The sequence below is a fragment of the Alloacidobacterium dinghuense genome (assembly GCF_014274465.1).
GTDB classification, from domain to species: domain Bacteria; phylum Acidobacteriota; class Terriglobia; order Terriglobales; family Acidobacteriaceae; genus Alloacidobacterium; species Alloacidobacterium dinghuense.
Genome location: NZ_CP060394.1, coordinates 1,367,289 through 1,381,501 on the forward strand (window position 1 = coordinate 1,367,289; position 14,213 = coordinate 1,381,501).

Sequence of the window (14,213 nt, forward strand, 5' to 3'; positions counted from 1 at the left end):
CAATGAAGACCCATCGTAATCTCGGCTTCATCATTCCCTTTCTACATTGTGCCGCTTTGGCAGTAGCTCAGACCCACGTGCCAGAGCCACCAGTCAATTTAGGCGATACCAGTTTCTTTGATGGAGTTGCGGGTCCCGGAATCGTGGTCGAGGAAATCGGTGATAGCGCACATAGCAAAGTGATTGTCGATGCCAAAGGTCATGAAGTACCGGGAACAGGGCGGGTCAACAGCATCAGCTCGTTGACGCATATTGCCTGGCTCAGCCGATATCGTGTTGGTGGTGGCTGGTATGGCGCCGAGGTCGTTGTGGCCGCGGCCCATGTAAACGCCGGGCCCGGCTCGACGGCTGGCGGATTGGGGGATCTCACAGTCTCGCCGCTCATTCTGCAATGGAACGAGAAGAAGCTTGGTACTGTTGCATTCGACCAAAGAGTAGTATTCGACTTCGATCTGCCGGTTGGTGAATACTCGCAAAACACAAACCTGAGCCTAAGTAGTCATGCCTATACCGTCCATCCGTACTATGCGATGACGGCATTTCCTTTGAAGAGGCTTGAGACGAGCTGGCGTGTTCATTATCTCTGGAGCTCAGAGAATGCTGAACCACCGAAATCGTTCGACACGAAATCAACGCAGGCCGGACAAGCCATTCACTTCAACTCCACACTTTCGTATGGATTAGGGAAGCATCTTTGGGTCGGTGGTAACGGATATTTTCTGAAACAAATCAGCGATCCAAAGATCGACGGGATTGCGCATAGGAATTCTCCGGAACAAGTTGGAGCGCTCGGGCCAGGTGCTGTCTGGAACCATGGCCAGTGGTTCCTCTACGTGAATGGATATCACGAACTCGGAGCAGAAAATCGTCCGACTGGAAACAAACTCGTACTCAGGGTCGAAAAGGTATTCGGGAAGGAAGGATAAAGCGGGCGTGAACGCGCGCGACACTTCGAATATTAAGACACTCTATATCCATGCTTCACAGGTACCTTGTGCACGGAATGACACATATTTTTGTCTGAATCTCATTTTGGTCTCATTTATGAGTTCTATCTGCCTTTTAGTCGTTTAGGAACATTGCTCATGTATTGGGAGTTTCGCAGTTTCATACGGGACACTGCGAAATAGCTGGAGATTGGTGCCGGAAGATGTCACGAAATCTCAGCGTCTCGCATCCATAATCCCCCACACAATGAGGATGCATCATGTTTCAGCAAATGAAGAAACGAGGTTTTTCCCTTGGCGCCCTCGCGGCGGCTTTAGTTAGTTGCGCACTCTGTCTCGTGCTCGTTCGATCGGTTTCCGCAAAGCCGGAAGGACAGGATGAAAACACCGATCCATCACAGAATGCAGCGTCAAACAGATTTCTCCCGCCTGGAGCAGTCGGCGAACTCGCGAAGATTAACGCGGAGATTGATCAGATTGAGCAGCAGACATTAAGGCTGATCGATACCGATCTCGACTCCATGCACCAGATTCAAACGCTAGGCAAGCTGGAGATATTTGACCGCTCGCTGTCCGTAAATAAGAACGAGTCATGCAGCACTTGCCACATGCCGGAAGCGGGCTACACCGGAGCAAGTCAGATCCTGAACATGACAACGGTGGCCTACCCCGGGTCGGTGAAGACTCGCTTCAGCGGACGCAAGCCCCAGAGCTATGCCTACGCAACATTGGCGCCGGTACTGCACTACAACAAAACCCAGCAGGACTTCTACGGAGGCAACTTCTGGGATATGCGCGCGACAGGCGCCAGGATGCAGAGTGCCGCAGCAGAGCAGGCGGAGGGACCGCCTACCAATCCGGTAGAGATGGGATTGCCGGACAGTGCCTGCGTTGCTTACCGTGTCTCACGCGGACGCTATCTCTCGCTGTGGCTGAAGGTGTACGGCTCGACAATTGAGACTATCACCTGGCCTGCGGATGCCGAGAAAACCTGCGGCACTCCAGTAGGCAAGAATGGGGTGGGTCCACAACTAAGCCTCAGTTCCGAAGACCGCACCAAAACGAACACGATCTATGATCAGTTTGCTTTGGCCATTGCTGCTTACGAGGGCTCGTCCGCAGTCAACGCTTTCTCCTCCAAGTTCGATGCTTATCTTGCCGGAAACGCCATGCTGACCCCACAAGAGCAGCATGGCTATGAGCTGTTCAACGGTCAGGGTAAGTGCAATACCTGCCATCTCAGTGGCAACGCGAACGGAGCCACCGGTGGGACCGTCGCCGACGCCGCGCCAGTGTTCACCGACTTTACTTCCTCTAACCTGGGCCTGCCGAAAAATCTCGACATCCCCTTGTATTACGAGAACAAGCCGGACGCTTATGGCTATGTTGTCAACCCGATGGGGACTGCGTATGTCGATCTCGGCGTGGGCGCATTCTTGAGTGGAGCGCAGGGTTCGCCTGTTCCCGACAAGTCGTGGATGCAGTACGCGCCCATGTATAACGGCAAAATGCGGGTACCAACGGTGCGCGATGTCGACATGAGGCCTTATCCGGACTTTGTTAAGGCATACATGCACAACGGCTACTTGAAAAGCTTGAAGGAAGTTGTCCACTTTTACAACACGCGGGATATGATGTGCCCGACGCCCAATGATTCCAATGCAAAGAAAACCTGCTGGCCCGCACCGGAGGTGTCACAGAATGAAGACACAACGGTGGGCAAGCTTGGATTGTCCGATCAAGATGAAGACGATATCGTCGCCTTCCTCAAGACGCTGACCGATGGTTACTCGACAACCAACCCAGCCGTCGCGAACACAATTCAGCAAAATATCCGTGCGATGCGCGAAAGCCTACAGCACTGATGATGACGATCTATCCAATTTGATAACAGGGCGCCGGAAGATTGGCGCCCCTCTTGGGCGGCTCTGTGCCGCAAGCCATGTGCGCAGATCATTGTCAGTCTCACATGTCTAAGTCGAGTCAAAGGAGATGTAATGAAGAAGTACTTCGCTGAACTCATTGGAACCTTCTTTCTGGTTCTGACCATTGGGTGTTCGGTCATCGGCCACGGCGCCGGCTCGCTTGCCCCGCTCGCAATCGGTTCCGCACTCATGGTGATGATTTTTGCAGGCGGACATATTTCGGGAGGGCACTTCAATCCGGCCGTTACGCTGGGCATCTGGCTGCGCGGAAAGTGCGAGGCCAAAGATGTAGCGCCCTACATGATATTTCAAATCATAGGAGCAGTATTGGCAGCTTTTGCCGTCAAGCTCCTGAAGGCAGGTGACGCCATTACGCCGCTCCACCCGGCAACTATACCCGCGCTTCTTGCAGAGTTTCTTTTTACCTTTGCGCTTGTCTACGTTGTCTTGAACGTCGCAACGGCCAAGGGTACATCCGGCAATTCCTTTTATGGGCTGGCGATAGGATTCACGGTACTAGTGGGTGCATTTTCTGTCGGTAACATTTCCGGTGGAGCGTTCAACCCGGCAGTCGCAACGGCCATCTCTGTCCTCGGGTTATCGTCCTGGTCGAAGATTTGGATTTACCTGATCGCTGATTTTGGCGGTGCTGCGGTGGCGGCAGGTGCGTTCAAGGTCCTCAGTTCAGCTGAAGATGTTCCTCAACAGCTACAGCGAACGAAAGCTGCGCGGGTTACTCCTCGCGAGGACAGCTATTCGCGTACTTAAAATCGTTTGTCGCGGTTGCTTTCCTCGATTTGGCAGTCGATAGGTAGCCTGCCGGTGTCCATCATTTGCAACCTCTTTCCGGATCTGATTATCCATGCGAGAGCAGGTTCGGTTTCGACTCATAGAACCACCTTTTACTCTCAAAGATTTTGGTGAATTACATGGCTAATGAAGTACGCAAGACGATGACAACGGGCGCTGGGCGTCCTGTTGGCGACAACCAGAACTCCCTCACTGCTGGACCTCGTGGTCCCGTAGTTTTCCAAGACTTTCTTCTTTTTGAAAAGATGGCGCACTTCAACCGCGAGCGCATTCCCGAACGCGTCGTGCACGCAAAGGGTTCGGGTGCCTACGGACACTTCGTCTGCACCAATCCCGACATGTTCAAATGGACCACCGCAAGGCTCTTTGAAAAAGTCGGCAACATCACGCCCTTATTTATCCGCTTCTCCACGGTAGGCGGCGAGAAGGGTTCGGCTGACAGTGAGCGCGATCCCCGTGGCTTCGCCGTCAAGTTCTACACCGAAGAAGGCAACTGGGATATGGTCGGCAACAACACGCCGATCTTCTTCATCAGGGATCCACTCAAATTTGGCGACTTCATCCATACCCAGAAGCGCGATCCGCAGACCAACCTCAAGTCACCTACCATGATGTGGGACTTCTTTTCACTCTCTCCCGAGTCGTTGCATCAGGTAACGATTCTTTTCAGTGATCGTGGCACACCCAATGGCTATCGCCATATGAACGGATATTCCAGCCACACCTTCTCGCTCATCAATGCGGAGAACGAACTGTTCTACGTGAAATGGCACTTCAAGACCAGACAAGGAATCAAGAACCTCACGCGCGAGGAAGCGGATGCGATGCGCGGCAAAGATCCCGACTACGCACAGCGCGACCTCTTCGAGGCAGTCAAGAATGGCGATTTCCCCAGGTGGCACGTTTGCATGCAGGTGATGCCAGAGGCTGATGCTGAGACTTATCACATTAATCCGTTCGATCTTACGAAGGTTTGGCCGCACAGCGATTACCCGCTCGTAGAAGTCGGCGAGATGGTTCTTGACCGCAATCCTGAGAATTACTTTGCTGAAGTTGAGCAGGCTGCCTTCGAGCCGCGCAACATCGTTCCCGGCATGGGCTATTCGCCGGACAAGATGTTGCAGGGCCGTCTCATTTCGTATCCTGATGCGCACCGCCATCGTCTTGGCGTCAATTACGACGCTCTTCCCATCAACAAGCCGGATAGCCCGGTCGCCACCTACCACCGCGACGGAGCTATGCGATTCGATGGTAATGGTGGCTCCTCACCGAATTATGAGCCGAATAGCTTTAGTGGTCCCACCCAGGATCCGCGCTACATCGAGCGCCCCAACCCAATCACCGGAACCGTAGCGCGCCACAACCATGGAGACGACTCTGACTACTACACACAGGCTGGCAACCTCTTCCGACTGATGAAAACAGACGAAAAGGAGCGGCTGATCAGCAACATCAGTGACAGCCTTTCGCAGGTTCCGCGCCATATTCAGGAGCGGCAGCTCTGTCACTTCTTCCGCGCCGATCCCGCTTATGGTGAAAGTGTCGCCAAGGCAATCGGAATTTCTATCGATGAGTTAGTGACGGCAAAGTAGATCTCCGCTACCAAAAAAGCCTGCGGAATTTCTGACCGCAGGCTTCCGTGCGGCCCCGTATAGAAAGGTTCGCTAGGAAGTTGGCGGAGAGCCTGAAGGCCATTGAAAAAACCCGAATCCGATGAGAGCGTCAGACTCTCGAGTCACATTACTGACTTTGCTGACGACTCCGTCCCAGATAGCCGCAATTGACGAATGGGAGTATCGTGTCCAGTTCGCCCGCCGCCGATCGGGATTTTTCATTAGAACATTGCTGAACAGAATGAAGCGGCTCTCGGAGAGCTGACTGGCATGGTCGAGGATCAATTCGTGAAGTTTAGTTTGGAACCCACAGGGAATTGCCGGCAAGGTGGCGCTCATCACCGGAGGGACTCGCGGGATTGGCGCTGCGACCGCGAGACGTGTAGCCGAGTTAGGCGCAAAGGTTGTCATTGCCGGACGGCGCCGGCGCGAAGGGCGACTGTTGATCGACGAAATCAAACGTTACGATGGATCTGCCGCATTTATCCAAGCGGATCTCGCTCAACCCGACCAGGTAAGGCTCATCGTCCCGTTTGCTCTCGAAACCTTCGGACGGCTTGATTATGCATTCAACAATGCCGGAATATCCGGCGACAACCGATTGCTTGTGGATCAGACTGAGGAAAACTTCGACCGCGTCTTCGCGGTAAATGTAAAAGCGCTGTTCCTATTGCTCCAAGATGAGTTGAAGCAGATGATTGCGCAAGGAGAGGGAGGCTCAATCGTCAATACTGCCTCGGTGGGTGGACGGCTCGCGATCCCAACTGCGGGCCATTATGTGGCCAGCAAGCACGCTGTCCTTGGACTGACCAAAACCGCCGCGGTCGAGTGCGGACGAGACGGCATTCGGGTCAATGCCGTCAGTCCGGGCGCAGTACGAACCGAAATGCTGTTGGAGGTATTTGGCAGCGAGGTGGCGCTCGACCGAATGGCGAGCGTTCATCCTATTGGCCGTATCGGTCGCCCGAAAGAAATTGCGGACGCGGTTGTATGGCTGTTTTCGGAGAAATCGTCGTATTACACTGGACAGTCCTTGACCCTCGATGGCGGTCTCACCGCGCAACGCCCATATGTGACCCAACCCGTCAACCTGGAGCCCGCTTCGCCGGAGGAGCGACGATTGGCTGGGAAGCTGGATCAATAGTCTCTCCACTCCTCCCGACCCCATCGAGCTTTTCAAATCGGTCCCTGCCTTCGGCAAGTGGACAAATAACCCTCTACAACTAAGAACAGCTGCAGGGGAGCGGTCATGCGTAGCGGAGGAATCAATTCGCTCCCGAGTTTACCTCTCTTGCTGGGTTTGCCGGCCCTACCTACACTACGCGAGGCAATAGAGTCCTTGCGACCGCTCACCCTATGGCTGGCCGTTCGCCCCGGTGGGAACGTGAGTCGTAATCCCTTTCAAGAGGAATTCGCGGATCAGATTCGCCACAGCATCTGCGCCCGTGTCGGCCAGTCCATTCAGCAGGACCAAGGAAGCTCCGCGATCGGAGGCCGGATAGTAAAGATTCGAAATGGCTCCGGCGGAGAAGTTGCCGAGCACGTTCGAGTAATTGGGCCTCCACCGTCCGTCATCGGTTCTGGCCATGACGGCAGCGGACATCGCATACAGCGCGCGCGAGCTGAAGCTTCCCTTGCCCTTATAGAAGTAGCGAGGGTCCTGGTGGAAAATTGAAGGGTAGACAGCTCTGCCCAGCAGGTCGGCCGAAACGTGGTTAGCCAACGCTGCCCCGTATCGCTTTCCGTATCCTTCGATGCCGCCGCCATAGTCGGGGAAATCGTTCTGGTACTGCTCCGCACCTGCGATCGCGGCCACAGTTAAGAACGAAACCGGGTCAATGATAGACCGGAGGCTCAGATGAAATTTCTGTTTCGCTCCCATCGGCGGGGCGTTCCAGTCGTAGGTGCTGTAAAAGTTTGGAATAACGCCGGCAACCCGCTGCTGGACTGCGATCTGCACCTGCTCCTGAGCCAGTTCCACCTTGTTTGCGGTCACGGTCACACTGGTGGAGCCGCCCGAAACTGAGAGCGTTATCGCTGGCACAAGGCGAAACTCGCCTGCGTGCAATAGGATTTGGGTCGAGGTGAAACGGTTCATCCCAGGCGCCGTCACGGTGATCCTATAGGCGGATGGCGGCAAGCTCGCGAACGCGAATTGCCCATCGCTGCCAGATTCTACGGTTCGTACAAGCGAACCCGATTGGCCTGCCAGAGTCACTTTCGCTCCCTGCAGTACATCTCCCCTCGTATCGAGCACCGTCCCGGAAATATTCCCGGTAGCGGTCTGCGTGGATCCCTTTTCTCCGGATTGACTGGTGACCTGTGCCGGTTGCGGCGCATTCGGGAGACTGTCGCGTGCGCTCGAGTTCGAACTCTCCTGCGCATGAGCGGTTGAACCTGCAAGGTTGGCAAACGTTAACAAAATGGAACTAGCCAACACCATCGGCGTCGACGCCCGTGCGATGTGAAACATTCAATCAACCTCGTCTCGCAGGGCAAATTCCGGCCCCCTAGTTAGACTTAGTAGGTTTTGCTTAGTCTTTTGCGAGTTTCGAGTCTGACTGTACAGATACGGGCACAACTGCCTTCGAAATCGACAGCGCGGCAGATAACGCTACAATCACTCGGAAACTCTTCACGAATATCGCCTTGCTGCTAGTCATTTGCGAATGGATTTATATCGAAACAAACATTCAAACAGATACATTAAACCGTAGCATCGGGAACCTTAACGTTTGCTGAATATCACACCCCGGAGTACGTCGCCCGTTCGTCTCGGCGATTGCTACGGCTATCGTTTCCGCATGGACATCTGAACGACAAGGCTTGGACGATTTGATTTTCTTTGTCCAGCGCGCGATCTGAGAGCTGGGCAGCGAAGTCCGGGCTAAATCCGGTTCTCTTACGCCCAGCTGAATCCGCTCTTACTCAGCGGCAGCGTCCTAATGCGCTTACCGGTCGCTGCAAAGATAGCATTGGTCACCGCCGGCAAAATCGGCGGCAGCGTGGGCTCGCCCAGGCCCGTCGGCGCGTAGTCTGTCTTGCGCCAGTAAACTTCGATCTTCGGCACTTGCCTCATGCGCATCAGCGGGTGGTCGTCGAAGTTCGACTGCTGAATCTTCCCATCCACCAACGTAATTTCTTGCGCCAGATGGCCCATGCCTTCCATAATGCCGCCCTGCGCCATGCTCTCGGCCGCCCTTGGATTGATGATTTGGCTGCCGACATCGCCCGCTGCCCAAACGCGGGTGACCCTCACCTTGTTGTCCTTATCCACGGACACTTCGGCAACCTCAGCGAAGTAGCCTAAATGACAGAACCAAGCGGCAATGCCCATGCCGCAGCCGGCTTCCTTAGTGCGCTTGGCCCAACCTGACTTTTCCGCGACCAACTCAAGCACGCCCTTGAACCGTTCGGGGATGAGAACCGACTGTCCAGTTGGCTCGTGGTCGCCCACTGCGTCGTGTTCGCCTGAGGTCCAGGGCACTTTCTTATTGCTGAGCAGATCAAGTTGAAACTCGAGCGGATCACGTCCGGCAGCGCAAGCCACCTCGTCGAGGAACGACTGCGACACCCAGCAATAAGCGTTATCGCCGGGGGCGCGGAGAGCCCCGGTGCGCAGCATGAGCGGCTGCGCGGAAGTGTAAAGGGCGTAAACGGGCGGAAAGGAAGCAGGATAGGAGTCCCCGCCAATGCCGCCTCCGGATGCGAGATGCTTGTCATCTCCAAAGGTGACCAAGTGTTGACGCCATACGGTGAGTTTGCCCTTCGCATCCAGGCCGGCCTTAAAGCCGTGTGTCCCACCTGGGCGCAGGCCGTCATGGCCAATGTCATCTTCGCGGGACCAGAGCAACTTAACCGGGGCGTCAATCTGCTTGGCGATCCAGGCCGTCTCGACGAGGTAGTCGTTCTGCAGGCGGCGTCCAAAGCTGCCTCCCGAGCGCACCATGTGCGTGGTGATGTCACTCTGCTGGATACCGAGAGTCTTGGCGACCAACTCAACGCCGTTGGCTGGCAGTGTGCTGGTGGACCACATCTCCAGTTTGCCGTCCTTCCAGTGCGCGGTGGAGCCCTGAGGCTCGAGTGTCATGTGGGCAATGAACGGGTATTCATAGGTGGCCTCGACAACTTTCGCCGACGACTTGAGGGTTGCGTCCACGTCCCCATATTTGTGCACGGTTTTTGCCGGCGGGGCTTCAAGAAGTTCCTTTGCCCGCTTTCTGAAGCCCTCAGAGCTTTGCGTGGCTGCCGGGCCAAGGTCCCAGTCAACCTTCAGCGCCGCACGCGCAGTCTGCGCCTGCCACCAGGTGTCGGCGACGATGGCGATTCCCGGTTCCATGCCGGGTTCCCAAGGTGTGTAAGCGGCAGGGGTGATGCCTCCGGCGATGACCAGGACATGGCGCACGCCCGGGAGCACCTTAATCTGATCGATATTGGCGCTCTTCACTTTCCCCGCAAACACGGGAGCCTTTTCAATGGATGCGTACAGCATTCCAGGAAGTTTCACATCGATGCCGTAGAGTGGCTTGCCGGTGACGATTGCAGGCGTGTCTATGCCGGGCAGTGATGTACCGATAATGTGGTAATCCTTGGGATCTTTGAGCTTGACACTGCTGAGCGCGGGCGCGGGCAACGAAGCAGCCTTGGCGGCGAGCTCGCCATAGCCAGCACAGCGCTTTGACCCGGAATGGAGCACCTTGCCCGGTTGCGTGGTGCACTCGGCCTCCGGCACCCCCCAGGTCTGCGCTGCAGCTGTGATCAGCAGCTGCCGCCCGGCTGCGCCCACGCGGCGCATTGGCTCCCAGCCCTCAGGTGTGTTCGCGGAACCTCCGGAAAACTGGGTGCCATATATCTTCTCGTTCAGATCGGCTTGCTTCACGCGAACGTCTTTCCAATCGACATCCAGCTCTTCGGCAATCAGCATGGGCAGCATGTTGCGCATGCCCTGGCCGGACTCTGAGGCGCGGGCCATGATGGTGGTTACGCCATCCGGAGCGATGTGAATAAAGGCTTGTGGGGTAAGGTCGGACTTGGCTGCTTCCTCGCCCGCAGCAAAGGGTAAGCGATAGAAATTCAAGGCCAGGCCGCCACCCGTAAGGGCCGTCAACTGCAGAAACGATCTCCGATTCATGCTCATCTGAATGTCATCCTTTACTCACCGTGGGCAGTTGTGCCCGCACTCGACGTTCCGCCTGCATTAGCCGCATGGTGGATTGCTTCACGGATGCGCGTATATGTTCCGCAGCGGCAGAGGTTCCCACTCATCGCCGCGTCAATCTCGGGGTCCGTAGGCTGGGGCGTTTTCGCGAGCAGCGCCACGGCGGACATAATCTGCCCTGCCTGGCAATAGCCGCACTGGGGCACATCTAACGCCATCCAAGCCAGTTGCACCGGGTGTTGCCCATCTGGTGAGAGCCCTTCAATCGTGGTGATCGTCGCGTCGCCCACCGATCCCACGCTTGTGATACACGAGCGGGTTGCGTCTCCGGCGAGATGTACCGTGCAGGCGCCGCACTGTCCTATGCCGCATCCGTACTTCGGCCCTTTGTAGTTCAATACGTCGCGCAGCACCCATAGTAGAGGCGTGTCCTCAGGTACATCCACCGTCGACTCGACGCCATTTACCTTCAGTTTTATAGGCATGCTGTTTTACCCCCATAGTGGCTTGTGAGAACACCGTGCATACATTCAATGTTAAACCTCGGATTCCTTTTCTATAAACCGGATTATGGAAGAGTAGGAAGTATACGCCCTAAAATCGAAAGGGTGCGGAGCTATCCCAAATGCTCCAGAATCGCCCATAACTGGAAAACCATTAGTCAGAAAATTTGGATTGAGTGTCGGAGATGTAGAAGCCGGATCCACCTGAATCACCGTCCTGTAGATCGAGATTTCCAGTACCCGGCGAACGCATATGAGCGGTTTAACAGGCAGGATTGTGCTTGGGACAATACCCGTGAGGTTTCCCTAGGGGGTCATGAAATGCTTCACCGAGCTCTTCACCCCATCGCTCTCGCCGTTGGCTTGCATCGAGTCAACCGTGTAGTAATACTTTGTTCCAGGTTTCAAGCCTTCCACTCGAACGCGGAACACTGTATAGGGATGTTCTTGATTCAGCCGGATGTGAGACTTCGCCGTCTCGGTCAGGTGCTCAGGATCGGTACCGTAATGCACGAGACCGAAGTGCTCGTCCGAGCCGCCAGGATTGGTGCTGGTCCATCGGATAATGGCCTCGTTGTTTCTGAACAATTCGAGGGCTGGTCCCTCCGTAATCTTCACCGTTGCCGCTCTCTTTGCAGGTGGCAGAATGTCTTTGGGTGTGTAAGGCGACGTCTGGGCGGCAGCTACCCACGATAAGGTCAGGCCAGCCGCCAGAATGAGAAGCACTCTGTTTCGAAAGAGACGTTTCATAGGTTAGACCCAGGAACTGCTCCATGGAGTTTTGTCAGGATTTGTTGTCGAAGCGTATTCGGGGGCGCATGAACATGCCTATCGGTTGCTCATGCGCCCTCATCGTACGGGTTGTGCTCTGCCTTACTTATTGCTGTTTAGCCAACTGTCGTAGCACGGTCGCTGGAATCAGCGTCGAGTTACCCTGAGTGGCGTTCCTGCCGGGCACTCGCCGCTTTCGACCTGCATCCGATACTTATCCCGGGTGTTGTAGAAATGATTGTAGCTGGAATGCGGAATTTCCGGTCGCTGTATTACCTGATGCTGTACATAAGACAGGGCAATGGCAAGTGAGGGCAGAATCGTGAAGGAGCCAAACCAGCAATGCAGCCGCAGCCGTAATGCATAAACAAAGCGCCCACGTAGGAGATTTCTTAGATACCGCTTGTCGGATCGACCGACCCGTTGGCGTACCAGGTTCCCAAACCGTGTCCTATTCGTGTCCTATTAAGGAAAGGTCGGGCCATCCACTCGGCATTGCGAAACCACGGTGACTCCATCGCTGGAGAGAAGAGGAACGGCTAAACCGACCAAGATACCCTCAAATCTCTACTGAGTTCCTTGAGCAGACTAAGTACTCGTTGAACAAGTGGGTCAACATTCCCACGTGACCATAGAGCAAAGGTCTCCAGCGGTTGGATCGAAAAACTCGGAGGACGTAAAACGACACCTTGGGGAACAAAGTTTCTTGCCGAAGATGGAAGGAACGCGAATCCGGCACCGCTCATGGTGAGAGCCACCGCAGTATGGAAATGCTCCACCATTTGATATCTGTTTAACGGCACGTGGTTTTGTAGGAAGGCCATGGCAATCAGTTGATGCAGACTCGGGAATAGATCCTTCGAGGGAATCATAAAGAGTTCGCCCTCAAAATCCTTCAATGCTACAACCCTCTTGCGGGCAGCTTTATGCCCTTTCGGAATGGCCACAACAATGGGCTCACGAACCAGCAACATGCTCTCGATTTGGTCGTAGCTATGGCCTAAATGTCCAATACTGATGTCAAAGGCTCCCGACTGAATTCCTGGGACCTGCAGAGCCTCAGGACCTTCGTTGAGCTCCACATTCACGAAAGGAAGAGTGCTTCTGATCGTGTCAACAAGCCGGGGAAGGATATGGAAGCTCGCAGTCGGGATGAAACCGAGTCGGATCGTTCCTGCCTCGCCGCTCTCCGCATGGAGTGCGGCTGCCGATGCCTGCTGAAGCTTCAATAAGATTTCTCGCGCTGCGGACAAGAAAACCTCGCCTGCGCATGTGATCTCAACATGCCGCTTTGACCGGCGGAGAAGAGAGACGCCCAATTCATCCTCAAGTTGCTTGATTTGGACGCTCAATGAGGGCTGGGAGACATGCATGCGCCTGCTTGCCTGCCGGAAACTTAGGGTTTCGGCAACGGCAACGAAGTATCGCAGGTGCCTTAGTTCCATGGCTGATAGTTCTTAGCTATCAGAGTAACAGGAACAAAGTATCGAGCCCATATCAGGCAGCCAGCGTCTCTTAGCGTGAAAGGTTCGAAGAAAGCGGTTGGAATCCCGGAACAAATGTTCGGGAATGCGCTCAGCGGTGTGAGGTTTCGCAATCACAACAAACGAAATTGTCGCTGAGTTCGCATCCTTTATCGAGGTGATCCGTTTGCGAAAGAGTGCGAAAGGAGAAAGGGTAGATGCATGCCTTGATGAGAAGGTGGGTTTCTAGTTGTCAACTAATTGCTTTCGGAATGGCACTCTCTTGCTATATCTTCGGTGCCTCTGCCCACGCCCAGGACAATTACGAAATTCAGGTTTACGGCGCCGATACTGTGGCTCCCAAAACAACCATGCTTGAGTTGCACAGTAACTTCACTGCGGCTGGCACTAAACCGTTGCCAGGCTCGAAGTACGCGGCCGACGGCATGTACCTTACCAACCACGCCGAACACGAGACCATCGAGATCACTCGAGGCATTACTAACTGGTCCGAAGTCGGGTTTTACATCTTCACCAGCGCCCGCGACGGTGACGGCTGGCAATGGGTCGGCGACCACATCCGTCCCCGTGTTCGCGTTCCTGACAGCTGGCATTGGCCCGTGGGTGTAAGCCTTTCCACCGAGATCGGTTATCAGCGTCCTCATTACTCGACCGACACCTGGACGTGGGAGATCCGTCCTATCGTGGACAAGACAATAGGACGCTGGTACTTCGCCGTAAACCCTGCTTTTGAGCGCTCCTTTCACGGTCGGAGCGTGAATCAGGGCGTCGGATTCTCGCCGAATGCCAAAATTGGTTATGACTTCAACAAGTACATCTCGGGCGGTCTCGAATACTACGCCTCATATGGATCGCTGCACGGCTTCGATTCCTTCCACGATCAGCAGCGGCAGTTCTTCCCGTCCGTCGACCTGAACGTGTCGCCTAACTGGGAGATCAACTTCGGTGTCGGCGTAGGACCGTCTCAGCCACCGATCATCTGATCGTAGAGGGCATTGTGCG

At 55.1% G+C, this 14,213-nt stretch carries 11 protein-coding genes and 1 pseudogene; 6 read left to right on the forward strand and 6 right to left on the reverse strand.

What is annotated here, in order from left to right:
* The first annotated feature begins 2 nt into the window (after positions 1-2).
* The 5 genes from H7849_RS05565 to H7849_RS05585 all read left to right on the forward strand — a co-directional run bounded on the left by H7849_RS05565 (position 3) and on the right by H7849_RS05585 (position 6,439).
* On the forward strand, positions 3-926 hold the full coding sequence (locus H7849_RS05565; RefSeq protein WP_186744832.1) for a SphA family protein: 924 nt from the start codon (positions 3-5) through the stop codon (positions 924-926).
* Between the two features lie 281 nt (positions 927-1,207).
* A complete protein-coding gene (locus H7849_RS05570) occupies positions 1,208-2,812 on the forward strand; it encodes a cytochrome-c peroxidase (RefSeq protein ID WP_186744834.1) in 1,605 nt (534 codons plus the stop codon).
* 132 nt (positions 2,813-2,944) lie between these two features.
* Positions 2,945-3,640, forward strand: coding sequence for an MIP/aquaporin family protein (locus H7849_RS05575; RefSeq protein WP_186744836.1), 696 nt, complete (start codon positions 2,945-2,947; stop codon positions 3,638-3,640).
* Between the two features lie 161 nt (positions 3,641-3,801).
* Positions 3,802-5,274 (forward strand): catalase, encoded by a 1,473-nt coding sequence (locus tag H7849_RS05580; RefSeq protein ID WP_186744838.1) that lies wholly within the window; start codon positions 3,802-3,804, stop codon positions 5,272-5,274.
* Positions 5,275-5,623: 349 nt separating this feature from the next.
* Complete coding sequence (locus H7849_RS05585; protein ID WP_222439767.1) at positions 5,624-6,439, forward strand: SDR family NAD(P)-dependent oxidoreductase; 816 nt, start codon at positions 5,624-5,626, stop codon at positions 6,437-6,439.
* 210 nt (positions 6,440-6,649) lie between these two features.
* On the opposite strand, the gene H7849_RS05590 is transcribed toward H7849_RS05585, so the two are convergent.
* The 6 genes and pseudogenes from H7849_RS05590 to H7849_RS27320 form a co-directional block, all read right to left on the reverse strand.
* On the reverse strand, positions 6,650-7,768 hold the full coding sequence (locus H7849_RS05590; RefSeq protein WP_186744839.1) for a carboxypeptidase-like regulatory domain-containing protein: 1,119 nt from the start codon (positions 7,766-7,768) through the stop codon (positions 6,650-6,652).
* A 429-nt stretch (positions 7,769-8,197) separates the two neighbouring features.
* Positions 8,198-10,426 carry a xanthine dehydrogenase family protein molybdopterin-binding subunit gene (locus H7849_RS05595; RefSeq protein WP_222439768.1) on the reverse strand — a complete coding sequence of 743 codons (2,229 nt, stop codon included), beginning with the start codon at positions 10,424-10,426 and terminating at the stop codon, positions 8,198-8,200.
* Positions 10,427-10,446: 20 nt separating this feature from the next.
* Positions 10,447-10,938 (reverse strand): (2Fe-2S)-binding protein, encoded by a 492-nt coding sequence (locus tag H7849_RS05600; RefSeq protein WP_186744843.1) that lies wholly within the window; start codon positions 10,936-10,938, stop codon positions 10,447-10,449.
* A gap of 324 nt (positions 10,939-11,262) precedes the next feature.
* The gene (locus tag H7849_RS05605; RefSeq protein ID WP_186744845.1) at positions 11,263-11,682 is read right to left on the reverse strand and encodes a fibronectin type III domain-containing protein; all 420 of its coding nucleotides are present in this window, start codon (positions 11,680-11,682) and stop codon (positions 11,263-11,265) included.
* A gap of 584 nt (positions 11,683-12,266) precedes the next feature.
* A complete protein-coding gene (locus H7849_RS05610) occupies positions 12,267-12,980 on the reverse strand; it encodes a LysR family substrate-binding domain-containing protein (RefSeq protein WP_251106633.1) in 714 nt (237 codons plus the stop codon).
* An 18-nt stretch (positions 12,981-12,998) separates the two neighbouring features.
* Positions 12,999-13,172, reverse strand: a pseudogene (locus H7849_RS27320) (LysR family transcriptional regulator); the annotation flags it as partial.
* Positions 13,173-13,462: 290 nt separating this feature from the next.
* Here H7849_RS27320 and H7849_RS05615 point away from each other — a divergent pair.
* The gene (locus H7849_RS05615; RefSeq protein WP_251106634.1) at positions 13,463-14,194 is read left to right on the forward strand and encodes a hypothetical protein; all 732 of its coding nucleotides are present in this window, start codon (positions 13,463-13,465) and stop codon (positions 14,192-14,194) included.
* Positions 14,195-14,213 lie beyond the last annotated feature (19 nt).

Excerpts from the sequence above, each read along its gene's own strand:
- H7849_RS05590 (WP_186744839.1), bottom strand. The coding sequence starts at position 7,768 with ATGTTTCACATCGCACGGGCGTCGACGCCGATGGTGTTGGCTAGTTCC.
- H7849_RS05570 (WP_186744834.1), top strand. The coding sequence starts at position 1,208 with ATGTTTCAGCAAATGAAGAAACGAGGTTTTTCCCTTGGCGCCCTCGCG.
- H7849_RS05600 (WP_186744843.1), bottom strand. The coding sequence starts at position 10,938 with ATGCCTATAAAACTGAAGGTAAATGGCGTCGAGTCGACGGTGGATGTA.
- H7849_RS05580 (WP_186744838.1), top strand. The coding sequence starts at position 3,802 with ATGGCTAATGAAGTACGCAAGACGATGACAACGGGCGCTGGGCGTCCT.
- H7849_RS05565 (WP_186744832.1), top strand. The coding sequence starts at position 3 with ATGAAGACCCATCGTAATCTCGGCTTCATCATTCCCTTTCTACATTGT.
- H7849_RS05615 (WP_251106634.1), top strand. The coding sequence starts at position 13,463 with ATGGCACTCTCTTGCTATATCTTCGGTGCCTCTGCCCACGCCCAGGAC.
- H7849_RS05595 (WP_222439768.1), bottom strand. The coding sequence starts at position 10,426 with ATGAATCGGAGATCGTTTCTGCAGTTGACGGCCCTTACGGGTGGCGGC.
- H7849_RS05575 (WP_186744836.1), top strand. The coding sequence starts at position 2,945 with ATGAAGAAGTACTTCGCTGAACTCATTGGAACCTTCTTTCTGGTTCTG.